19 protein-coding genes are annotated in these 21382 nt (G+C 69.2%); 10 read left to right on the top strand and 9 right to left on the bottom strand.

Annotated elements, in window-relative coordinates; translation table 11 throughout:
- Nucleotides 1-36 precede the first annotated feature (36 nt).
- Nucleotides 37-885: a 3-hydroxybutyryl-CoA dehydrogenase gene (locus HCA44_RS13300; RefSeq protein WP_169649050.1), complete on the top strand. Its 849-nt coding sequence runs from the start codon at nucleotides 37-39 to the stop codon at nucleotides 883-885.
- Nucleotides 886-1027: 142 nt separating this feature from the next.
- Here HCA44_RS13300 and HCA44_RS13305 read toward each other — a convergent pair whose 3' ends face one another.
- The 3 genes from HCA44_RS13305 to ubiG all read right to left on the bottom strand — a co-directional run bounded on the left by HCA44_RS13305 (nucleotide 1028) and on the right by ubiG (nucleotide 4605).
- On the bottom strand, nucleotides 1028-2014 hold the full coding sequence (locus HCA44_RS13305) for a GAF domain-containing protein (RefSeq protein ID WP_169649052.1): 987 nt from the start codon (nucleotides 2012-2014) through the stop codon (nucleotides 1028-1030).
- A 25-nt stretch (nucleotides 2015-2039) separates the two neighbouring features.
- Entirely contained in the window at nucleotides 2040-3443 is a 1404-nt protein-coding gene (locus HCA44_RS13310) for a cytochrome P450 (protein WP_346764704.1), read from the bottom strand.
- Between the two features lie 343 nt (nucleotides 3444-3786).
- Nucleotides 3787-4605: a bifunctional 2-polyprenyl-6-hydroxyphenol methylase/3-demethylubiquinol 3-O-methyltransferase UbiG gene (gene ubiG / locus HCA44_RS13315; RefSeq protein WP_169649054.1), complete on the bottom strand. Its 819-nt coding sequence runs from the start codon at nucleotides 4603-4605 to the stop codon at nucleotides 3787-3789.
- A gap of 91 nt (nucleotides 4606-4696) precedes the next feature.
- Between ubiG and HCA44_RS13320 the strand changes: the two genes are divergently transcribed.
- On the top strand, nucleotides 4697-6145 hold the full coding sequence (locus HCA44_RS13320; RefSeq protein WP_169649056.1) for an MFS transporter: 1449 nt from the start codon (nucleotides 4697-4699) through the stop codon (nucleotides 6143-6145).
- Complete coding sequence (locus tag HCA44_RS13325; RefSeq protein ID WP_169649058.1) at nucleotides 6105-6533, top strand: RNA-binding S4 domain-containing protein; 429 nt, start codon at nucleotides 6105-6107, stop codon at nucleotides 6531-6533. Before HCA44_RS13320 ends, HCA44_RS13325 begins: the two co-directional genes overlap by 41 nt.
- Before the next feature lie 117 nt (nucleotides 6534-6650).
- On the opposite strand, the gene HCA44_RS13330 is transcribed toward HCA44_RS13325, so the two are convergent.
- Together HCA44_RS13330 and HCA44_RS13335 are read right to left on the bottom strand one after the other, a co-directional pair.
- The gene (locus HCA44_RS13330) at nucleotides 6651-7463 is read right to left on the bottom strand and encodes a glycoside hydrolase family 19 protein (protein WP_346764705.1); all 813 of its coding nucleotides are present in this window, start codon (nucleotides 7461-7463) and stop codon (nucleotides 6651-6653) included.
- 767 nt (nucleotides 7464-8230) lie between these two features.
- Nucleotides 8231-9496: an MFS transporter gene (locus HCA44_RS13335; RefSeq protein ID WP_169649060.1), complete on the bottom strand. Its 1266-nt coding sequence runs from the start codon at nucleotides 9494-9496 to the stop codon at nucleotides 8231-8233.
- Between the two features lie 135 nt (nucleotides 9497-9631).
- On the opposite strand from HCA44_RS13335, the gene HCA44_RS13340 reads away from it, so the two are divergent.
- Nucleotides 9632-10216, top strand: coding sequence for a TIGR03086 family metal-binding protein (locus tag HCA44_RS13340; RefSeq protein ID WP_169649062.1), 585 nt, complete (start codon nucleotides 9632-9634; stop codon nucleotides 10214-10216).
- A 40-nt stretch (nucleotides 10217-10256) separates the two neighbouring features.
- Nucleotides 10257-11957, top strand: coding sequence for a dihydroxy-acid dehydratase (gene ilvD / locus HCA44_RS13345; protein WP_169649064.1), 1701 nt, complete (start codon nucleotides 10257-10259; stop codon nucleotides 11955-11957).
- A gap of 42 nt (nucleotides 11958-11999) precedes the next feature.
- Here the strand turns inward: ilvD and HCA44_RS13350 are convergent, their stop codons facing one another.
- Nucleotides 12000-12656: a serine protease gene (locus HCA44_RS13350; protein ID WP_169649066.1), complete on the bottom strand. Its 657-nt coding sequence runs from the start codon at nucleotides 12654-12656 to the stop codon at nucleotides 12000-12002.
- Nucleotides 12657-12846: 190 nt separating this feature from the next.
- Nucleotides 12847-13542: a DUF6319 family protein gene (locus HCA44_RS13355; protein ID WP_169649067.1), complete on the bottom strand. Its 696-nt coding sequence runs from the start codon at nucleotides 13540-13542 to the stop codon at nucleotides 12847-12849.
- A 192-nt stretch (nucleotides 13543-13734) separates the two neighbouring features.
- On the opposite strand from HCA44_RS13355, the gene HCA44_RS13360 reads away from it, so the two are divergent.
- A complete protein-coding gene (locus tag HCA44_RS13360) occupies nucleotides 13735-14766 on the top strand; it encodes an adenylate/guanylate cyclase domain-containing protein (protein ID WP_169649069.1) in 1032 nt (343 codons plus the stop codon).
- Between the two features lie 28 nt (nucleotides 14767-14794).
- Here the strand turns inward: HCA44_RS13360 and HCA44_RS13365 are convergent, their stop codons facing one another.
- The gene (locus HCA44_RS13365) at nucleotides 14795-15397 is read right to left on the bottom strand and encodes a TetR/AcrR family transcriptional regulator (RefSeq protein ID WP_240945503.1); all 603 of its coding nucleotides are present in this window, start codon (nucleotides 15395-15397) and stop codon (nucleotides 14795-14797) included.
- Between the two features lie 106 nt (nucleotides 15398-15503).
- On the opposite strand from HCA44_RS13365, the gene HCA44_RS13370 reads away from it, so the two are divergent.
- A complete protein-coding gene (locus HCA44_RS13370) occupies nucleotides 15504-17063 on the top strand; it encodes an MFS transporter (RefSeq protein WP_169649073.1) in 1560 nt (519 codons plus the stop codon).
- 10 nt (nucleotides 17064-17073) lie between these two features.
- On the opposite strand, the gene HCA44_RS13375 is transcribed toward HCA44_RS13370, so the two are convergent.
- Complete coding sequence (locus tag HCA44_RS13375) at nucleotides 17074-18321, bottom strand: beta-ketoacyl-ACP synthase II (RefSeq protein WP_169649075.1); 1248 nt, start codon at nucleotides 18319-18321, stop codon at nucleotides 17074-17076.
- Between the two features lie 40 nt (nucleotides 18322-18361).
- On the opposite strand from HCA44_RS13375, the gene HCA44_RS13380 reads away from it, so the two are divergent.
- From HCA44_RS13380 to HCA44_RS13390, 3 genes are all read left to right on the top strand, one after another.
- The gene (locus tag HCA44_RS13380; protein WP_169649077.1) at nucleotides 18362-18922 is read left to right on the top strand and encodes a TetR/AcrR family transcriptional regulator; all 561 of its coding nucleotides are present in this window, start codon (nucleotides 18362-18364) and stop codon (nucleotides 18920-18922) included.
- Between the two features lie 152 nt (nucleotides 18923-19074).
- Entirely contained in the window at nucleotides 19075-19986 is a 912-nt protein-coding gene (locus HCA44_RS13385; protein ID WP_169649079.1) for a diiron oxygenase, read from the top strand.
- 161 nt (nucleotides 19987-20147) lie between these two features.
- Nucleotides 20148-21377 (top strand): Nramp family divalent metal transporter, encoded by a 1230-nt coding sequence (locus tag HCA44_RS13390; RefSeq protein ID WP_169649151.1) that lies wholly within the window; start codon nucleotides 20148-20150, stop codon nucleotides 21375-21377.
- The last annotated feature ends 5 nt before the right edge of the window (nucleotides 21378-21382 follow it).

Below are 21382 nucleotides of genomic sequence, written 5' to 3' on the forward strand. Positions count from 1 at the left end.
CGTCAAGTGCTCACAGTGCGACGAAGGAGCATATTCGTGGAGAAAGTTGGAGTAGTCGGCGGCGGCACGATGGGTGCAGGCATCGCCGAGGTGTGCGCCAAGGCCGGCAGCACTGTCGTCGTCGCGGAGACGAAGCAGGAGTTCGCGGACGCCGCGCAGGCGCGCATCGAGAAGTCGATCGCGCGAGGAGTCAAGTCCGGCAAGCTGAGCCAGGACGACGCCGACGCCGCGCTCGCCCGCGTCACCGTCACGGTGGACATGGAGGACCTCGCCGACAGCGATCTCGTGATCGAGGCCGCGCCCGAGGTCGAGTCGATCAAGGCCGACATCTTCGCGCGGCTCGACAAGATCGTGAAGCCGTCGGGCATCCTCGCGACCAACACGTCGTCGCTGCCCGTCGTCAAGATGGCTCAGGCCACCTCGCGCCCCGGCCAGGTCGTCGGCGTGCACTTCTTCAACCCCGTCCCGGTCATGCCGCTCGTCGAGGTCGTGTCGGCGCTGACCACCGACGAGGAAACGGCCACCGCGGTGTTCGACTACGTCAAGAACACGCTCGGCAAGACGACGGTGCGCGCGGGCGATCGCGCGGGCTTCATCGTCAACGCGCTGCTCATCCCGTACCTCACGTCGGCGGTGCGCATGCTCGAGTCGGGCTACGCGACGAAGGAAGACATCGACGCCGCGATGAAGGGCGGCGCCGGGTACCCGATGGGCCCGCTCACGCTGATCGACACGGTCGGCCTCGACATCACGCTCAACGCGGCGCAGTCGCTCTACGACGAGTTCGCCGAACCGCACTACGCGCCGCCGGCACTGCTGCGCCGGATGGTCGACGCGGGTCGCCTCGGCAAGAAGTCGGGCAAGGGCTTCTACGACTACAGCTAGCACCACCCACCATGAGCACTGTGCGAGTCCGCAGACTCGCACAGTGCTCATGTGTTTTCGGGGCCTGCGTTGCCGCTCCACCGGTTTCGTGCGGGCCTGAATCACCGTGAGTGATTGTGGCGTACCAGGACTCGCAAAGTGCTCACGAGGGGAGGGACATGCGCGCCACCACAATGCGTTCGCTCATCGGCCCGGCGTGCTTGCTGACGTCCAGCACGGTGTCCACCCAATCCTGCTCGACACCGCGCACCCGTGCGCGCACGCGCACGGTCTCCTCGCCTGCGTCGAGGCGCGCTGCCGCGTCGTCGAGCACCGTGTGATCGTCGGGATGCAGTACCGCACTACCCGATTCGACGTCGCGCCACTGCACCCAGGGGGCAGGCGACTCGCGCGGTAGCCACGCCACCAGCATCCGCGTCTGCACGTCGAGCACCGCCGTGTACACGCCTGCCGCGGCGAGCCCCTGCTTCATCGCGAGTTCCGCGAAGGTCGGCCGCGACGGCTCGCCACTGTCGGTGATGTCGTGCCACAACAGTCGCGCCCCCACATTGCCCTCGTCGACGCGCGCCTTGCCCCAGCACCACCATCGCATCGTGCGGCCGTCGGCGTGGTCGACGCTCATCTCCGAGTCCCATCGCGCGCCCGGCTGCGGGTTGAGGGCAAGCGCGAACAATCCTTCGAAGTCGTCGAATTTCGCTGCCTTACCGTAGTATTCGGCCGGTGTGCGCTCCGGCACGTGGTCTTCGGGCTGCACCCCCGACATCATCGACGCCTCGACCGTCTGGGCGATCACCGTGCGGTCGAGCAACCACGCGATGCCCGCGGCAATACGCGGCGGGTCCACCGGCACGTCGGGGTCACCGATCCACACCTGCACACCGTGCGTGTCGCCCGACGGCCCGAGCACGGGCAGCGCCGAGAGCAGGAACGACTTCTTGGTGCGCGCGCTCGACACCACCTTGGTCCACGCTCGCCGCGACGTGCGCACCGCGTCGATCACCGGCTCGATGCGGACGTCGGGGGCGGGCGCGAGCCGGGCCACCGACGTCCAGCCGCGCACCTTGCCGCCTTCACCGACGACCGTCGCCGAATCGTCCGTCAGGGTCTCGACCAGGTACCACGTGTTCATGGCACGAGGATATTCAGCCGCCGGGTCAGCGCCGCTGCAGGGTCAGTTCGAACCCACGCGGCTTGAGCGTGACGGCCTCGACGATGTCGAGCCGGTACGCAGGATCGGGTGCGACGTCATATCGCCGCAGGAGTGTTGCCAGCGCGAGAACCGCTTCGTGCAAGGCGAATTGACGTCCGATACACGAGCGCGGGCCCGTGCCGAACGGCCGGTAGGCGTCCTTCGGCCGTGCGCGCACCGCGTCGGGCGCGAACCGGTCGGGATCGAACCGCTCGGGGTCGTCGCCCCACACCGGGTCGCGATGCAGTTGAGGAAGCAGCACGAACACCCACGAGCCCTTCGGCATCGGATACCGCCCGCCCAGCACGGTGTCGTGCCGCACCTTGCGGAAGTATCCCGGCGCAGCAGGCCACAACCGCAGCGTCTCGTCGACGACCCTGCGCACATACCGCAGCTTCGCCACCTGCTCGAACGCGATCTCGCCGTCGCCCACGACGTCGGCGATCTCGGCGCGCGCCCGCTCGACGACCTCGGGCTCGCGGGCGAGGAAGTACAGCGCGAACGCGAGCGTGCTCGCGGTGGTCTCGTTGCCGGCGACCAGGAAGGTGAGCACCTGGTTGCGGATGTTCTCCATGTCGAGCCGCTCGCCGGTATCCGGATCGGCGGAGTGCAGCATCAGGTCGAGCAGGTCGTCGGAGCGTTCGGCACGACCCGCACGCGATGCGACGAGCTCGTCGACCGTGTCGCGCATGAAGGCGACGTCGGTCTGGTAACGCTTGGCGGCGCCGCGGCCGAACACCATGCGCAGTAACGGGATGTCGTTCGACGTCTGGTTGACGTAGCCGAGCGCGCGGCCCATCGCGGCAGCGAACGGATCGAGGTCGTCGCCACGCAGCGAGCCGAAATCGCGCCCGAACCCGGCGCGTCCGATGACGTCGAAGGTCAGTCGCGTCATGTCACGGGCGACGTCGACACGGGCACCCGACGCCGCCGCGTCGTCCCAGGTGGCGACGAGGTCGTCGAGCACACGCGTCATCGAGCCGTGGTACGTGCGCAGCGCGGACTGACTGAATCCGGGGCCGAGCACGGAGTGCGCGCGGGCCCACGCGGGTTCGGAGTTGAACGCGGTGAACAGCCCGTCCCCTGCGACGTCACGCAGCTTCAGGATCGGCCGCCCCAGCGCGCGTGCCCAGTGTTTCTCGTCGTTCACCTCCGCGACGAGGTCGACGCCCGACACCACCGTGAGACGCGAGCCGATGATCTTGCGCTCGAACAGCGGGCCGAGTTCGGCGGCCATCGCCATTTCCTTCTGCACCGGCTTGGCGGGGTCGACGCTCAGCAGGTCACCGAGCACGGGGATGCGCCACCTGGGTGTCGGCACCGCGCACGGCGAACCGGTGAGCGCCGGCGCGTCGGGTGCGGTGGCCACCGCACCCGTATGCGGACAGGAACCTCTGTCGTCCACTCACTGACCTCCGTCTTCATCCCGGTTTCCACATGCGACCGGCCGATCGTCCGCGCGCAGGGCCGGGCACGGATGGGTCGGGGCGGCAGTCGTGATCCTGCGCGGCGAAGATGCCCCCTGCGCACCTCGGCATCGCAGAACGTGTGAGCCCCGACGACGGGCGCAACGGATTCGACCGCATGCGGCGGCCCGTCGCGTCCTGCGCTGCGTCCGGGACCGACCACGACAGATCCCGGGAAACCCCGTCCGGCACGGACAGGGCGCCCCGCGATCCTAGGGGCGTGCGCACCGACCCGCAAACATCCGTTCAGGCGCGCACTCCGAAACCCATGTACGACAGTGCCCGCGGCCGGACCCGCCCGAAGTCCATGCGCTTGCTCGATTCGCCGTAGGTGAGCCGGCCGCGACCTGCCCGAACGAGATCGACCAGTCGCATCGGGTTGCGCGAGCGGGGGCCGAGTCCGACGGTCTGGGTGAGCGTGATGCCGTGCCGTGCGAGCGCCGCCTCGAGTTCTCTGGGTCGCACGAACATCGACCAGTCGTGGATCGGGGTGTCGAACATCCGGGTGAGCCGCCACTCCTGCATCACCTTGATCGTGACGACGCGGCTGACGAAGGTGCGGTTGATCGTGTCGAACAGGTACACCCCGCCGGGCCGCAGCACGCGCCTCGCCTCGGCGAGCACAGCGTCGAGGTCGTCGACATGTTCGAGCACGTCGCAGCAGTACACGACGTCGAACGACGCGTCGTCGACCGGCAACTGCTCGGCCGAGCCGACGCGGTACTCGATGGGCAGCCCGCTCGCTGCGGCGTGCGCCCGTGCCGTCTCGATCGACACGGTCGACACGTCGACACCCGTGACGTCGACGCCCAGCCGCGCGAACCGCTCGGCGAGGAATCCGCCCCCGCACCCGACGTCGAGCGCGCGGGGTACGGCGCCGGCGCCGTGCTCGGTGGGCACGCCGCGGCGGGCCAGCACATCGCGGAAGTACTCGAACCGTCCCGGAGTGAGACTGCCGTGCAGGAAACTGAGCGGGTTGTCGTCGTCCCACCACGTCGCGCCCTTGCGGTTGTACACGTCGTTGTCGATCACGTGGGCCACCCCGTGTCGTCGGTTACGGACCATGCGGTTGAACCTGCGCCGGTTCGCGCTCCATCGTCACAGGTCCGGCCCGAGAATCACGCCGAAGTGACGGAAACCGGGCCAGGATGGACGAATGGCCGACCAACCGATCGCACTGCATTCGCCGCGGGGACGATGGATCGTCGCGGCGACGGTGCTCGGTTCGTCGCTCGCGATGCTCGACAGCACGATCGTCAACGTCGCGCTCCCCCGCATCGGTCAGTCGCTCGGCGGCGGCCTGTCGGGTCTGCAGTGGACGCTCAGCGGCTACACGCTCGCGCTCGCGTCGCTGATCCTGCTCGGCGGCTCCCTCGGCGACCGCTACGGCCGTCGTCGTCTGTTCGTGATCGGGACGGTGTGGTTCGCAGTCGCGTCGGCGCTGTGCGCCGCGGCGCCGGACATGACGGTGCTCGTCGGCGCGCGCGTACTGCAGGGCATCGGTGCCGCGCTGCTGACGCCGGGCAGCCTCGCGATCATCAACGCGTCGATCGCGGAGGACGACCGGGGCGCCGCGATCGGCCTGTGGTCCGGGCTCGGCGGCGTGGCGAGCGCGGTCGGTCCGCTGGTCGGCGGTTGGCTCGTCGAAGCCGTCGGATGGCGCTCCGTGTTCCTACTGAACCTGCCGCTCGCCGTCGTCGTCGTGTGGGTGTGCGCGCGGCACGTGCCGGAGAGCCGCGATCCCGACGCCCCCGACCGGCTCGACGTCGCGGGCTCGGCACTCGCGGTGCTCGGGCTCGGGCTGCTCACGTTCGGGCTGATCGAGAGACTGCCGCTCGCGGCGGTCGCGGGTGTCGTCGCGATGGCGGTGTTCGTGGAAGTCGAAAGACGCTCGCCACACGCGCTCGTGCCGCCGTCGCTGTTCCGGTCGCGCATGTTCACCGGCGCGAATCTCGTGACGTTCGCGGTGTACGCGGCGCTCGGCGGCGTGTTCTTCCTCCTGGTGCTGCAGTTGCAGACCGTCGCGGGCTACTCGCCGATCGAGGCGGGTGCGGCGACGATCCCCGTCACGCTGCTGATGCTGGTGCTGTCCGCGCGCGCGGGCCGCTGGTCGCAGCGACACGGCCCGCGCATCCCGATGACCGTGGGACCGCTCGTCGCGGCGGCCGGCCTGGTGGCGATGTTGCGGATCGGGCACGACGCGTCGTACCCGACCGACGTGCTGCCGGGCGTCGTGCTGTTCGGTCTCGGCCTGTCGGCGCTCGTCGCGCCGCTCACGGCCGCTGTCCTGGGATCGGTGCCGGTCGGCCGGTCCGGCATCGCGTCGGGCGTCAACAACGCGGTGGCGCGTACGAGCCAACTGCTCGCGGTTGCCGCCTTGCCTGCCCTCGCCGGCATCTCGGGAGTCGGACCGGGCGACGCCGACGCGTTCTCCGACGGCTTCCGCGTCGCGATGCTGATCTGCGTGGGTCTGCTCGTCGCGGGGGCGGCGATCGCAGCGGTGCTGATCCGCTCGCCGCGCACGGCCCCTCCCCCCGCGCCGGTGGTGACGGCTCCGCGCTGCGATGTCACCGGGCCCGCGGTGGCGCCGCGCGAGGGCTCGTAGAGTGACCCGCGTGGTGACGAGCGACCCCTCGAGCGCCCGCGTCGACAGCTGGACGTGGGCGGTGCGCCTGTTCAAGACGCGTTCGGCGGCCGCGGCCGCGTGCCGCGCGGGCCACGTGCGCGTCGACGGCGTACAGGCGAAACCGTCGCAGCCGGTCGGTCCGGGCACCGAGGTCCGGATCCGGGGCGGCGAGCGCGAACGCATCGTGACGGTCGTCCGTCCGATCGCCAAGCGCGTCGGCGCGCCGGTCGCCGTGCAGTGCTACCTCGACAAGTCGCCCCCGCCACCTCCGCGCGAGTTGCGCGCGGCCGTCCCGGTGCGTGATCGCGGCGCGGGCAGGCCGACGAAGCGCGAACGCCGCGAGATCGAGCGGCTGCGCGGCTACTGAGCGCGCCACAGGGGGCTCGACACACGACGAAGGTCCCGGTCCGGCACCCCCCACCGAGTGCCGCACCGGGACCTTTTTCGTACGACCGCCTCACGGACGGCCAGTCTGTTGCTCCGATCAGGGAGCGCCGAGCACCGCCAGTCCACGCGTGAAGCTGTCGATGCGCTGGGCGAGACCGTGGGTTCCGCCGTTGACGAGGCGCGAGACCTTCTCGATGCCCGCGGTGTCGGCGGCACCGTTGAGGTTGCGCGACGTCCAGTACCACGCGGCCGTCGAGAACGCGTTCTCCGGGCTGGCCATCAGCTCGGGGTTCGCGATGAAGTCGATGCCCGTGTACTGGCTGACCTGCTCGTAGTTGTGGCGGCCGGTCACCTGGATCGCGCCACGACCCTTGTACCGGGTGCCGTCGCCGGGCTGCGTGTTGCCCAGGTCCGAGCGACCTTCGTAGGCCGAGCCGGACGCGTACTCCTCGAACGTGCGGAACGAATCGGACTCGACGACCAGCTGCGAGATGAACGCGGCCTTGCGCAGCGGCGAGTCGATGCCTGCGTGCGCGAGTGCGGCGTTGAGCGGCGCGACGTAGCCGGCGAGCTGGTCACGCGAGACCTGGGGCACGATCGCGGCGAGCTGGTCGAGGTTGATGTCGGTCGGCAGCGGGGCCGGCGCTGCGGCAGGCGCGGGGGTCGGCTCGGGCGCTGCGACGGCGGGTGCGGCTGCTGCGGCTGCGGCGGCGTCCGCGGCCGGAGCGGCCGCCTGAGCTGCGGCATCGGCGGCGGGCTGGGCCGCTGCGGCGGCCGCCGCGTCCTGTGCCACCTGGGGCACGTCGATCGCTGCGAGCAGCGTGCTGGCATTATTGGGAGCTTGTGCGGTCATCGCGGCGCCGTCGGCGTTCGCGACAGGGGCGTCGGGGGCAATGGCAACGCTGCTCACCGTGACCACCGCTCCGGCGGCAACTGCGAGGCCGAGGCAACGTGCTTGGTTCGAGATCTTCAAGGTCGTGCTCCATGGGGGTATCGGCCGTGTCGGCTCCGAACTGTGACGCTGGCGTTACCGACTGAGAGCGGGTCTCGCAGGGCATGTCACCGTTACGTCGTGAATTGGTCACAACCAGGTAACGGGCCAGGTGGGGGATGCTTCAAGCGATCGTGAAGACTCGCACAATACGGTCGTATGGTGACTCAGGTCACAACTTGCCCGCGGACCGACGTTCGTAAGCCCCACGTGGCACCGCCTTCGAGTCCCCGCCGACGCCTCTTCGTGACATACCTGTGACCTTTTCGGTCATAGCCCTCTTGGCGGTAGCCGGCACATGGTCGGCAAACCCTCGCGCGCGCGATGCGCTCGGGCGGACGCCGGCGGACACGGGCCCGGGAGTGCGCGCGTAAATCGCTGCACTGCAGTAACTTTCGACGAAAGTACGGCCCCGTTCGATGCCGGACGAGACCGCGCCCGACACCGAGAATCAGCTGCCCTGCGGGCAGGTCGGCACCCCTCCGGTGACGCCCCGTGCGGGGTGGCCGCGCGAGCCCCGGAATCGGTGACTCACACAGCGGTGATCCACCGGTTGCACGCGCGTGCCAAACAGGCCTGTTCAGACGCCTTTTCGACGCTTCCCGGACGCTTGTCCGTGACGACCCACACAGTCCTCACAAGAAAATCTCGAGCCTTTTCGAGACGTTGGTGATGCGATCGGGTCGTTATTTACGGCGTTCCCGCATCACGTGACGGAGCGGTCTGACGGTCACCCCGAGCTGATCGCGAGCCCGTCGCCGGAAGAAGAGGACGCCCGTGATCGCGACGGCCCAGATGACGTACTGCACCGACCACGCGACCCGGAACGCCTCGGTGGTGTAGCCGCCCATCGCTTCGAGGATCAGGCCCATGGATTCGAGGACGATCAGCGTCGCGAGGAAGCCGCCGCTGTTGACCAGGCCCTGAGCGGTGCCCATGCTCGTCGACGGCACGAGCATGCGGGCGAAGTCGAACCCGATCATCGAGCCGGGGCCGCCCACCGAGATCACCATGACCAGCACGCACAGCAGCCACACCGGGGCGCGGCCCGGCAAGGCGAGCACGATCGTCCACATCACCGCGTTGGACACCATGATCGTGAGCACCAGCAGCGAGCGGCGCATCGGATAGCGCCCGCTGAGGATGCCGATCACGGTGCCCGACGTGATGGCCGTGACCACCGACAACGTCAGCATCGCGCCCGCGGCGGTCGCCGACAGTCCCTGCGCCGTCGTCAGATACGGCACGCCCCACAGCAGCGAGAACGTGGTCACCGAGAACTGCGTGCCGAGATGGGTGAAGAAGCCGAGCCGGGCGCCGTGATTGGCGAACACCGCCCGCACCTGCCTGCCGACCTCTCTCAGCCCCGCGGGGGCCGCGACGACGGGGTGCCCGGGCGGCGCGTCACGCAGCACCGCGAGTGACAACACGAACGCGAGCACGCCGAGGGCCGCGGCGGAGCCGTACGCCGCACTCCACCCGAGCGAGCCGAGCACCATCGAGAACGGCAGCGCCGACAGGATCTGCCCGAGCTGACCCGAGATGCCGGTCAGCTGGGACACCAGCGGAACGCGGCGAGGCGCGAACCATTGCGGCACGAGCCGCAGCACCGAGATGAAGGTGAGCGCGTCGCCCACGCCGACGAACACGCGCGCACCGATCGCGAGCGGCAGCGACTCGGTGACCGCGAGCACGCACTGCGCGGCCGCCATGACCAGCGCGCCCACCGCGACCATCGCGCGCGAGCCGAACCGGTCGAGCAGCACGCCCGCCGGGATCTGCATGCCCGCGTACACGACGACCTGGAGCACCACGAAGCTCGACAGCACTCCGGGCGAGACGCCGAAACGGTCGGCCGCGGCAAGGCCCGACACCCCGAACGTCGTGCGGTGCAGCACCGCCACGACATACGCGAAGATGCCGACACCCCACACCCACCACACACGCTTCATCGAGGCCGAATCTACTGCGCGGCACTCCCCTGCTCGGCGCTTGTCGTCCGTTACCGCGTTCGTCCGCCGATACTGTGTCTTTCCCTGCACCCGACTTCTTCCCCGAGTCCGGTGCGATCTCCTACCGTGGAGCGCATGGGATACGACTGGGTCGCGTTGCAGGTGGGCGCGCGTGACGAGTTCAGCCGGCGGGTCGCCGCGATCGGCGATTGGAACGCCGCCACCCCCGATACCGAGTGGACCGTCACCGACCTCGTGCGCCACGCGATCGAGGAGCAGCAGTGGGTGCCGCCCCTGCTCGCGGGCCGCACCGTCGCCGACGCCGACGCCGACATCGCGCCGCTGCACGGGGACATGCGCGAGGAGTGGCAGCGGTACGCGCGCGCCGCGTCGGACGCGTGGGCGGCTACGGCACCGGACGCCACCGTGCACCTGTCGTTCGGCGACTTCCGCGCCGACTACTACCTGCGCCAGCAGACCTCGGACCTCACTATCCACGCGTGGGATCTCGCCCGCGCCACCGGCACCGACGACACTCTCGACGCGACCCTCGTGCAGGCGGTGTGGGAGGACCTCGCACCGCAACGCGACATGCTCGCCGCGAGCGGCCTGTTCGCCGCGCCGGTCGACGTGCCCGAGTCGGCGCCGGTCCAGGACCGGCTCGTCGCGCTCACGGGCCGCGACCCCGCGCGACGACCCGCCCACCAGGGCAGGCGATAACCCACCCACGGCGGCTCCGGGTGGGCCTACGCTTGCGCACATGACCTCGTCCGCACCGGATCCGAAACCCCGAAGCCGCGACGTCACCGACGGCCTGGAACGCACCGCTGCCCGCGGCATGCTGCGGGCCGTCGGCATGGGCGACGACGACTGGGGCAAGTCGCAGATCGGCGTGGCGTCCTCGTGGAACGAGATCACGCCGTGCAATCTGTCGCTCGAACGTCTCGCGGGCTCCGTGAAAGAAGGCGTGCACGCGGGAGGCGGCTACCCGCTCGAGTTCGGCACCATCTCGGTGTCCGACGGCATCTCGATGGGCCACGAGGGCATGCACTTCTCACTCGTGTCGCGCGAGGTGATCGCCGACAGCGTCGAAACCGTGATGCAGGCCGAACGGCTCGACGGCTCGGTGCTCATGGCCGGCTGCGACAAATCGCTGCCCGGCATGCTGATGGCCGCCGCACGCCTCGACCTCGCGTCGGTATTCCTCTACGCCGGGTCGACACTGCCCGGTGTCGCGAAGCTGTCCGACGGCAGCGAGCGGCAGGTCACGATCATCGACGCGTTCGAGGCCGTCGGCGCGTGCTCGCGTGGCCTGATGAGCCGCGAGGACGTGGACACCATCGAACGCGTCATCTGTCCCGTCGAAGGCGCGTGCGGCGGCATGTACACCGCGAACACGATGGCCAGCGCCGCCGAGGCCCTCGGCATGTCGCTGCCCGGCAGTGCCGCGCCGCCCGCGAGCGACCGCAGGCGCGACGGATTCGCGCGACGCAGCGGCGAGGCCGTCGTCGAACTGCTGAAACGGGGCATCACGACGGGCGACATCCTCACCAAGGAGGCGTTCGAGAACGCGATCGCCGTCGTCATGGCGTTCGGTGGGTCCACCAATGCGGTGCTTCACCTGCTCGCGATCGCGCGCGAGGTGGAAGTCGACCTCACCCTGCGCGACTTCGCGCGCATCGGCGCACGTGTCCCGCATCTCGCGGACGTCAAACCGTTCGGTGCGCACGTCATGACCGACGTCGACCGCATCGGCGGCGTGCCCGTCGTGATGAAGGCACTGCTCGATGCCGGCCTGCTGCACGGCGACGCGCTCACCGTCACCGGCCGCACCATGGCCGAGAACCTCGCCGACATCGCCCCGCCGGACCCCGACGGCAAGGTGCTGCGCGCGTTGACGTCGCCGATCCACCCCACCGGCGGCATCACGATCCTCGAAGGATCCCTGGCGCCGGGCGGCGCGGTCGTGAAATCCGCGGGCTTCGACTCCGACGTGTTCACCGGCACCGCGCGCGTGTTCGACCGCGAACGCGCCGCGATGGACGCACTCGAGGACGGCACGATCACGCACGGCGACGTCGTCGTCATCCGCTACGAGGGCCCCAAGGGCGGGCCCGGGATGCGCGAGATGCTCGCGATCACCGGCGCGATCAAGGGCGCGGGCCTCGGCAAGGACGTTCTGCTGCTCACGGACGGTCGCTTCTCGGGCGGCACCACGGGTCTGTGCGTCGGGCACGTCGCGCCCGAGGCCGTCGACGGCGGGCCGATCGCCTTCGTGCGCGACGGCGACCCGATTCGGCTCGACGTCGGCAAGGGCACGCTCGACCTGCTCGTCGACGACCGGGAACTCGCGTCGCGCAAGCACGGCTGGTCGCCGTTGCCGCCGCGCTACACGAAGGGCGTGCTCGCGAAGTACGTCAAGCTGGTCGGTTCGGCATCGGAGGGCGCGGTCTGCGGTTGACCTGTCCGCAGCTGAACCGCACCGCTCCGCGGACCTACCGGGTCAGATCGGTCTGAAGCCCGCGCCCGGGCCGCCCGACGAATTGATCGCGTCCATGATCTGGGTCAGGTTGGTGCCCACCTCGGGCCCGAGGCACGGCACCAGCAGGTAGGCGTTGACCATCGCGACGAGGGTGGTGCCGACCACGACGGGAGCGCCCGAGTCACCCTCGATGACGCATGCCTGCGTCCACGTCTCCTGAGACTGCAGCACGTCACCCCACACGACGCCGCACGTGTTGCCCGTCGTGCGGCCTTCCTTGCATCCGATCTGCGGGAACTGCGCGGGCGCACCGATCTGCGTGATCGTGACGTTGCCGACCCGGTTGACGGGGACGACCTTGGCGCGGTCGAACTCGACGACCGCGTAGTCGAGGCTGTGGTCGACCGCCGCGACATGACCGACGACCCCCGCGTCCTGCTTGTACTCGGACACCACCGGCCACCCGACCTCGCCGCAGTGGCCCGCGGTGAGCCCGACCAGGCGACCTGCGGAGTCGTTGCCGATCGTGGTGATCGAGCACACGAGCTCGTCGTTCATGACGATGCCCGAACCTCCGCCCAGGACCGCCGGTCCGGGATCCGCGTGCGCCGTGCCCGCCACGAACCCGGTCATCATTACGGCCGCGGCCGCGGCCGCGGCTGCGAGTCTTCTGAGCATGGGGATCCTTTCGGGACGGGCACTCGCCTCGAATGAGCCGGGGCGAGCTCTTGCCTCTGCCGGTGACTGACATCACGTTCGTGCGTTGCTGTCTGCCTACCAGACTGGCAGCCGCACCGGGGCGGGTACCGGCGATTGGGCAGGTTGCACCGCCGACGCGCCGGTCCCGAAAGGTCCCGTGTGCAGCGCGCTACTCGGGCGCGCCGAGGGAATCGAGCGCGCGGCGTGCTTCCTCGAGCTCACGCGCGAGCTCCTCGACCCGCGCGGCCGCCGCGGTGCGCGCGGCGACCAGGATCGACTCGACGGCGTCGACCGCCGTCGGTTCGCCCAGTTCACGCACCGCGCGCTCGACCGCGTCGGGCGACACCGGCACGGCCTTGCCGGGCCGCTTCGCGCCGTGCGCCACGGTGACCGTCCATTCGTTGTCGGCGCCCGCGTGGATGGTGACGGCGACGCCCGCAGCGGGCTTGCGCTTACCCGAGCGTGGCGGTGCAGGCTTGGCTGCGGGCTTGACCGGTGCGCTGTCCGGGGTTGCCGCGGCAGGCTTGGCCGGAGCCTTGCGCGGCGCCGGAGCCGGCTCGATCTCCTGGTGCACGACGGTCGGCGCAGGCGCGGCGTCGGCGGGCTTGGGCGCGGGCGGACGCTTGATGTGCAGCTCGTCGGCCTCGAACGGAAGCTCGTCGTGCACACCCTTCGGGCTGACCGTGACGGTACTGCCGTCGATCGAGACGACCTTGGCCGACGCCCCGGGGTCGACGCCCAGGCTCGGGACGCCGTCGCGCAGGTAGACCGTGGCCCTTCGCCCTTCGGCGAGAGCGGTGGTGAGCGTGGCGAGGTCGTCCGCGGTGAGCGTTGCCGGTTCGCCGGCGCGTCTGCGGGGCGGCATGAGACGCATCCTTTCTCGTGCAGGGATCGGCCCGTCCGAGGTCTCCTCCGACCCCGCGATCCGGGCGGTGCACACTCTTGCACACGGGTCGGACGCGGCAACGGGGCACGGGCTCGGGCGGCGCGGGTTCCGGCGGCAGCACACCGCGCATGGCACGCTGTACGCACCGTGTCGTGAGGAGGTGCCCGGGCGATGGCCGACGAGAGTCCACGCGACGCCGACGTCGCATCGGAGATCCTGCAGCGGGTCCAGACGGACGTCGAGGAATCCCTGCTCGGCGGCCCCCGGCGGTACACGCAGGACGAGGTGGCGGCGTTCGCCGGCGTGAGCCGCGAGCGCGCCGACATGTTGTGGGTCGCGATGGGATTCGCGCTCGATCCCGACCCGGACGCCGTGATGTTCACCGACAGCGACGCCCGCGCGCTGCGGTCGATCACGCAGCTCGTCGAGGACGGCGTCCTGCCCCGCGAAGGCGAGGTGGCCGCGGCCCGCGCTCTCGGACAAGCGATGTCGCGACTCGCCGAGTGGGAGGTGTCCCTCGTCAGCTCGCACATCGTCGAGGTGCTCGCGGGCTCGGACATCCGCGATCCCGACGCGCTGCGCGAGCAGGTCCTCGCGATCACTGCGCAGATCGTGCCGACCGTCGAGGAACTCCAGTCGTACGTGTGGCGCCGTCACGTCGCGTCGACCACCGGACGCAGCGTCGGCAATCCCGCCGACGACGTCGCGAGCCGGGAGCTGGTGGTGGGTTTCGCCGACATCGTGGGGTACACCTCGCTCACCCGCAGGCTCGCCGCGCGCGATCTGTCCGATCTGCTCGAACGGTTCGAGTCGGTGTCGACGTCCGTGATCGCGCGCCATCACGGCTGGGTCGTGAAGACGGTCGGCGACGAGGTGATGTTCGCGACCGAGAGCCCGCACGACGCCGTCGAGATCGCGCTTCGGCTGCACGAATCTGTGCTCGTCGACGACGCCGATCCCGAGCTCCGCGTCGGGCTCGCACTCGGCCGGGTGCTCGTACGATTCGGCGACCTGTACGGATCCGTCGTCAATGTGGCTGCACGCCTGACGAGTTCGGCCCGGCCGGGCACCGTCCTCGTCGATGCGCATCTCGCGGACGCCGTGGGCGACGACGACCGGTACCACGTCCGTCATCTACGCCCGCGGCGCGTCCGGGGCATCCGCAGGCTCGAGCAGTACGCCGTCCGCCGCGCCCAACCGTGAGCACTTTGCGAGTCCGGGTACGCCTTTTTCACGCACGGGAGCGGGCGGCGAGGAAGTCGTCGACGATGCGCTCGCACGCGTCCCGTCCCAGCGGATCGAGCGTGAGCAGTTTGGTGAACACGAGCGGGCCGATCAGCTGACACAGCGCGAGGTCGTAGTCGTGGTCGCCGAGCAGCCGTTCGCCTTCAGGGGTCCGCAGCACCTTGTCGAATGCCGAGCGATAGCGCTCGACGATCGTGCTCCGCAAGGTACGCGACTCGGGATTGTCCGACGCCGAGCTCGAGTAGTCACCGAGCGACGGGCCGAGCCCCAGCCAGCACATCGCCGCCACGTTCACCGGCACGTCCTCGATGATCTTCGCCTGCCCGACGAGCAGTTCGACCAGTCGTGACCGCAGGTCACCCGTGTCGGCGACGACCGGAGCGGGCGGGATCAGTCGATTGAACGCGGCCGCGACGAGTTCGGTGCTGCTCGAGAAGTGCCGGTAGAGCGTCGCGCGTGCGACGGCGGCCCGCCGGGTGACCGCGTCGATCGTGACCGCCTCGGCACGTCCCGAGGCGAGTAGTTCGGTGGCCGCGTCGAGCAGCCGTGCGCGCGAACGCACCTTCCTGGGATCGTCCCGATCCTTCAAGACCCACCTCACCAGTGCCGACTCGCCCGTCGCCGGACGAAGTAGTGACCCGACCCACGACAAACGATACTGTCGGTCTCGTTTCCAGCAACCGGAGAGGGACAGCATGACCGAACGCGAGACCGTCACGCCTCGTGACGACGAACCCTCGAGCGGCTGGACGTTCGCGCAGATCTGGATGCTCGTCGTCGCGTGCTGCGGCGTCGCGCTGGTCGTCGCGGCGATGGCCGCGCTCAACACGGCGCTCCCCGATCTCGCGCGCGATACCGGCGCCACCCAGAGCCAGCTGACGTGGATCGTCGACGGCTACACGCTCACCCTCGCCGCGCTGCTGTTGCCGGCGGGCGCGCTCGGCGACCGGTACGGCAGGCGCGGCATGCTCGTGTTCGGCCTCGCGGTCTTCGGTGTGGCCAATGCCTTTCCGTTGTTCAACGACGAGCCCGTCGCGATCATCGCCTCGCGCGTCGTCGCCGGCATCGGCGCCGCCTTCGTGATGCCCGCGACGCTGTCGTTGCTCACCGCCGGTTTTCCCGCGGCACACCGTGGCCGGGCCGTCGGCATCTGGTCCGGTGTCGCGGGATCCGGCGGTATCGCCGGCATCGTGGTGTCGGGCGTGCTCCTGGAGAACTGGTCGTGGACCGTGATCTTCGGTTCGCTCGCGGCCGTGTCCGGTCTGCTGTTCCTCGCGTCGTTCACGATCTCCTCGTCGCGCGACGAGGAGACGACGCCACTCGACCTGCCGGGCACGGTGCTCATCGCGGGTGCCGTCGCCCTGTTCGTCCTCGCGACGATCGAAGCGCCGCAACGTGGGTGGCTCGACGTCGTCGTCCTGTCACTGTTCGCTGCGTCGCTCGTCGTCGCGGCCGCGTTCGTCGTCGTGGAGTTGCGGCGCACGCAGCCACTGCTCGACGTGCGGCTGTTCGCGAACCGCGCGTTCGCGTCGGGCGCGGTCTCGCTGGCGGTGCAATTCCTCGCGGTGATGGGCATCTTCTATTTCGTCATCCAGTACTTCCAGCTCGTCCTCGACTACTCGCCGTTGCAGTCGTCGATCGCGATCGCGCCCATCGCGGTGCCGATTCTGATCATGTCGGTGCTCATGCCGCTCGTGATCCGGTGGACCGGTCTGAAGGTGCTGCTCGCGGTCGGCGCCGCCGCGCTCGGCGCGGGCAGCCTGCTGATGGTGCGGCTCGACGTCGACTCGTCGTATCTGCATGCCGCCCTGCCGCTGCTCGTGGCGGCCTTCGGCGTGGGTCTGTGCACCACCCCGTCGACGACGGCGATCGTCGAGAACACGCCTGCGGACAAGCAGGGCGTCGCGTCGGCGGTCAACGACGCGGCGCGCGAGGTGGGCGCGGCGATCGGCATCGCGCTCGCAGGCAGCCTGCTGGCGGCGGGCTACGGCCGCAACATCGCACCGGTGGTCGACGCGGCGCCGGAGGTCGCGAAGGAGCCGATCGAGAGTTCCCTCGCGGCGGCTTTGCAGGTCGCGGACATGGCGGGGCCCACTCAGGGGCCGCAACTGGCGGAGTTCGCGCGGGCCGCGTTCGTCGACGCGATGCACAACACGTCGACCGTGCTCGGCTTCCTTCTCCTCGCGACGGCGGTGGTCCTCGCCGTCTGGGCACCCGGCCGGAAGGCGATGCGCACTCAGCGCCAGCGCGGCTGACTGGCGGACGTCACGCTCGCCCGAGCACCAGCGAAACATTGTGTCCGCCGAACCCGACGGAATTGCTGATCGCCAGTTCGACGCCCTGCAGGCGACGCAGCCGTGCGGACACGTCGATCTCGATCTTTTGGTCGGCGCGATCGAGGTTGAGTGTCGGTGGGGTGCGGCCGTCGCGCAACGTCAGGAGCGTCAGGGCTGCCTCCAATGCGCCTGCGGCTCCGATTGAGTGGCCGGTCGCCGATTTCGGGGCGTACACCGCAGCGGCCGGGGTGACCTGCGCTATGGCGAATGCTTCGGCAAGATCGCCGATGCGGGTCGAGGTGGCGTGGGCATTCACATGCCCGATATCACGGGGGTCGACATCCGCCACCTGGATCGCCTTGCGCATCGCACGCGCGATTCCGTCGCCGTCTGGCGTCGGCGCAACCAGGTGGTATGCATCGGAGGTGATGCCCGCCCCTAGGAGTCGTCCTCGAATAGCCGCGCCCCGAGCGCGAGCATGCTCTTCGGCTTCGACCAGTAGAAGCGCGCCTGCCTCACCGAATACAAATCCGTCACGGTCCTGATCGAACGGGCGACTTGCTTCTCGCGGCGAATCGTTGCGGGTACTCAATGCGCGCATACTCGAGAAGCTCGCCAGCGGAACGGCACCAATTCTCCCTTCGACACCGCCTGCGACGACTACATCGGCTTCCCCTGTCGCGACGAGCCGCCAGGCTTGGGCGACAGCCTCGCTTCCTGACGAACATGCCGAGACAGGTGTGTGCACTCCACCTTTCGCGCAAATCTCGAGCCCTACGACCGCTGCCGGCCCATTCGGCATGATCATCGGAACCGCTAGCGGCGGCACCTTCCGGAACCCGTCGGCACGCAGAGCGTCCACGGACCGGACCAGCACTTCGCCTCCTCCCAAACCTGTGCCGATAGACACCGCCACCCGCTCGGGGTCGGTCGCCGCGATGTCCTCGGCTGGCCACAGTCTGCGGACAAGCATCAGCGCCATCTGCTCCACGAAGGACAGACGACGACGCTCCACGCGGGTGATGCTCTTTCCCGGATCGTTCCGAAGCGTTCCGCCGATGCGTACAGGGAGGGCGTATCGGTCGAGTTCCGGGTCGATCAGAGCGCGAATACCGCTCGCGCCGGCGACCAGCGCGGCCCATGTCTCGTCGAGACCATCCGCAAGGGAGGTCGTCGCCGTCATTTCCGTTACAACCACGGACCGCGGCACGGTTTGTGAACCGATCGCTACATTCATAAGGTAGTGAATACCTGTAACATTCGCTACAGTCAAATGCATGGCCAGGCCACTCGACCTCGACAAACGGCGCGAACTGCTACGCGGCGCGCTCGACTACATCGCTACGCACGGTCTCGCCGACCTGTCCCTACGCCCACTCGCCACCGCCCTCGGCACCAGCTCACGCATGCTCGTCCACTACTTCGGAACCAAAGAAGAATTGCTGGTTCAGGCACTCGAACTGCAGCACCCAGACATGAAGCGCCGGTTCGACCAAGTGAAGGATGCCGAGGAAATCCGGTACGCACTCGGCAAATTGTGGAACTCGATGACGACGGGCGAGGACACGGTAAGCACGCGAGTCCTGCTGCAGGTCATGGCCATGGCGTTCACACGGCCGGAGCCGTTCGCCCGGTTCGCGAACGCCGCATTCGACACAATCTCGACCGCACTTCGAGACGCATTGGTGCGAGCAGGGAGCGAATCGCCAGAGGCGCTGGTCGACGCCACAATCGCTGCCGCAACCTTCCGCGGCCTGCTACTCGACCGACTCGTAACTGGCGACGTCGAGCGGGTGGACAACGCAGCACATGCCTTCATCCGGTCGGTCGCGCGGTAGATCGACCGGATGCAACAAATCGACCGCCCCCTGCAACCACTCATCGGGATTCCGTTGCGTTTGTGACAGTGGTCATTGTATCGTTCGGTACCAGTAACCGAACGTCACATGTACAAGTCGGTGGCCGCGCCGCCGAGGAGTGAGGGAAGTTCATGACCGCGTCCATCTCTGCCGCTCGGCCGGCGCTCTCCGATCGCGAGGAAACGGCGCAGCGACTCTTGGCGTCGTCGGCCCGCAAGTCCTACGACCCGGTGGTCGAGGTCGACTGGGAAGCCCCCATCCCCGACGACAAGTACGGCATGACGCCCGAGTGGAGCACGCTCTACGGCACCGCGTACTGGGACGAGATGACCGACGCCCAGCGCATCGAGGTCACCAAGCACGAGGCCGCGAGTGTGTCGGGCACCGGCCTGTGGTTCGAGATCCTGCTGATGCAGATGCTGCTGCGCGACGTCTACAGCCGCGACAAGCACTCACGTCACGTGCAGTTCGCCCTCACCGAGGTCGGCGACGAGTGCCGTCACTCGGTCATGTTCGCCCGCGCAGGTGAGCAGCTCGGCATGCCCGGTTACGGCCCGAAGGGCCCGATCCACCAGCTCGGCAAGGTGTGGGGTGCGCTCTACCGCGGTGCCAATGCGTACGCGTCGGTCATGGCGGCCGAAGAGATCCTCGACATGATGCAGCGCGACTTCCTGCGTGACGAGCGCGTGCAGCCCATCACCCGCACGGTCAGCAAGATCCACGTCCTCGAAGAGGCCCGGCACATCCGCTTCGCCCGCGAGGAAGTCGCCCGCCGACTCGACGGCGCGAGCTGGGGCCGACTGCAGTTCGAGCGCTTCAACACGGCGGTCACCGTGTTCTTCGTGATGAAGAGCATGATCCGCAAGGACGTCTACACCAATGCGGGTCTCGACGGCGAGCGTGCACTGCGCGAGGCGAAGAACAACCAGCACTACAAGGACATGGTCCGCACGTCCGGATCGAAGCTGATGCAGTTCCTCGACAGTGTCGGCCTCGTCGGCGGCCCGTCGAAACGCTTGTACAAGCTGGTCCATCTGCTCTGACAGAGCACACGGCTGTGCGTCGGCGACGACGCGACGCGGTGGCCCCGTTCCGGCACCCCTCTGGGGGTGGGTGCCGCGACGGGGCCATTCGCGTTTCCGAGGGGCGCGAGTAGAAGTTCGGATACCCGAACTCTATAGTGTGGATCGTGGAAACCGACACGATGCCCCGGCGACGTCGCGGCGGACGGCTGCGTGCCGTCGCGCTGCTCGGACCAGCCTTCGTCGCCGCGGTCGCGTACGTCGACCCGGGCAATGTCGCCGCCAACCTCACCGCAGGTGCCAAGTACGGCTACCTGCTGGTGTGGGTGCTCGTGCTCGCGAACGTGATGGCTGTGCTCGTGCAGTACCTGTCGGCGAAGGCCGGCCTGGTCACCGGCAAATCGCTACCCCAACTCATGGGCGCACGGCTGCGCACGAACAACCGCCGCGCGTTCTGGCTGCAGGCCGAGGGGATGGCCATCGCCACCGACGTCGCGGAGGTCATCGGCGGTGCGATCGCGCTCCACCTGCTGTTCGGCATCCCGCTGTTCGTCGGCGGACTGATCACCGGCGCGATCTCGATGGTGATCCTGCTGATCCAGAATCACCGTGGTCAGCGCGCCTTCGAGTTCGTCGTGATCTCGATGCTCGCGATCATCACGGTCGGATTCCTGTCCGGGCTCGCGTTCACCGACGTGTCGGTCACCGACACGGTCGGGGGGCTCGTGCCGCGCTTCGAAGGCGCCGAGACCGTCCTGCTCGCGGCCAGCATGCTCGGCGCGACCGTCATGCCGCACGCGATCTACCTGCACTCGGCGCTCGCGCGCGACCGGCACGGGCACACCTCGGGGCGGGCACTCGACCGTCTGCTGCGCGTCACGCGGTGGGACGTCGTCGGTGCGCTGATCGTCGCGGGCAGCGTCAACATCGGCATGCTGCTGCTCGCCGCGTCGGCGCTGCGCGACGTACCCGGCACCGACTCGATCGAGGGGGCCCACGCCGCGATCGAGAACGCGCTCGGCCCCGCGATCGGTGTCGTCTTCGCGATCGGACTGCTCGCGTCCGGCCTGGCGTCCACCGCCGTCGGCAGCGCCGCGGGCGCCGAGATCATGCGTGGACTGCTGTCGATGCGCATTCCGCTGGTGGTGCGCCGCCTCGTCACCCTGATCCCCGCGGTCGCGGTCCTTGCGATCGGCATCGACCCCACGACCGCACTCGTGCTCAGCCAGGTCGTGCTCAGCCTGTGCATCCCGTTCGCGCTGATCCCGCTCGTGCGCATCACGTCCGACCCGGCCGTCATGGGCGTGCACGTCAACCGCCGCCCGGTCACGGTCGCGGCGTGGGTGGCGGCGGCGCTCATCGTCGCGCTCAATGTCGCACTGCTCTACCTGACGGCCACCGGCGAGGTGTGAACGCG

It is taken from the genome of Rhodococcus sp. HNM0569, from assembly GCF_012726205.1.
Classification (GTDB): Bacteria; Actinomycetota; Actinomycetes; order Mycobacteriales; family Mycobacteriaceae; genus Rhodococcus_F.

Excerpts from the sequence above, each read along its gene's own strand:
- HCA44_RS13305 (WP_169649052.1), bottom strand. The coding sequence starts at position 2,014 with ATGAACACGTGGTACCTGGTCGAGACCCTGACGGACGATTCGGCGACG.
- ubiG (WP_169649054.1), bottom strand. The coding sequence starts at position 4,605 with ATGGTCCGTAACCGACGACACGGGGTGGCCCACGTGATCGACAACGAC.
- HCA44_RS13320 (WP_169649056.1), top strand. The coding sequence starts at position 4,697 with ATGGCCGACCAACCGATCGCACTGCATTCGCCGCGGGGACGATGGATC.
- HCA44_RS13325 (WP_169649058.1), top strand. The coding sequence starts at position 6,105 with ATGTCACCGGGCCCGCGGTGGCGCCGCGCGAGGGCTCGTAGAGTGACC.
- HCA44_RS13335 (WP_169649060.1), bottom strand. The coding sequence starts at position 9,496 with ATGAAGCGTGTGTGGTGGGTGTGGGGTGTCGGCATCTTCGCGTATGTC.
- HCA44_RS13340 (WP_169649062.1), top strand. The coding sequence starts at position 9,632 with ATGGGATACGACTGGGTCGCGTTGCAGGTGGGCGCGCGTGACGAGTTC.
- ilvD (WP_169649064.1), top strand. The coding sequence starts at position 10,257 with ATGACCTCGTCCGCACCGGATCCGAAACCCCGAAGCCGCGACGTCACC.
- HCA44_RS13350 (WP_169649066.1), bottom strand. The coding sequence starts at position 12,656 with ATGCTCAGAAGACTCGCAGCCGCGGCCGCGGCCGCGGCCGTAATGATG.
- HCA44_RS13355 (WP_169649067.1), bottom strand. The coding sequence starts at position 13,542 with ATGCCGCCCCGCAGACGCGCCGGCGAACCGGCAACGCTCACCGCGGAC.
- HCA44_RS13360 (WP_169649069.1), top strand. The coding sequence starts at position 13,735 with ATGGCCGACGAGAGTCCACGCGACGCCGACGTCGCATCGGAGATCCTG.
- HCA44_RS13370 (WP_169649073.1), top strand. The coding sequence starts at position 15,504 with ATGACCGAACGCGAGACCGTCACGCCTCGTGACGACGAACCCTCGAGC.
- HCA44_RS13375 (WP_169649075.1), bottom strand. The coding sequence starts at position 18,321 with ATGAATGTAGCGATCGGTTCACAAACCGTGCCGCGGTCCGTGGTTGTA.
- HCA44_RS13380 (WP_169649077.1), top strand. The coding sequence starts at position 18,362 with ATGGCCAGGCCACTCGACCTCGACAAACGGCGCGAACTGCTACGCGGC.
- HCA44_RS13385 (WP_169649079.1), top strand. The coding sequence starts at position 19,075 with ATGACCGCGTCCATCTCTGCCGCTCGGCCGGCGCTCTCCGATCGCGAG.
- HCA44_RS13390 (WP_169649151.1), top strand. The coding sequence starts at position 20,148 with ATGCCCCGGCGACGTCGCGGCGGACGGCTGCGTGCCGTCGCGCTGCTC.